General features: G+C 52.2%; 1 protein-coding gene. It reads left to right on the forward strand.

The annotated features are described in order from the left end of the window. A partial coding sequence (locus tag AC0L3J_RS38260; protein WP_473350600.1) for a pyruvate formate lyase family protein occupies positions 1–249 on the forward strand: 249 nt, incomplete at both ends.

Here is a 249-nt window from a genome sequence, read left to right on the forward strand (position 1 = left end):
CCGGAATACGATGAACTGTTCTCTGGCGACCCGATCTGGGCAACCGAATCTATCGGTGGTATGGGCCTCGACGGTCGTACCCTGGTTACCAAAAACAGCTTCCGTTTCCTGAACACCCTGTACACCATGGGTCCGTCTCCGGAACCGAACATGACCATTCTGTGGTCTGAAAAACTGCCGCTGAACTTCAAGAAATTCGCCGCTAAAGTGTCCATCGACACCTCTTCTCTGCAGTATGAGAACGATGAC

It is taken from the genome of Bradyrhizobium sp. Kon37 (assembly GCF_055807535.1).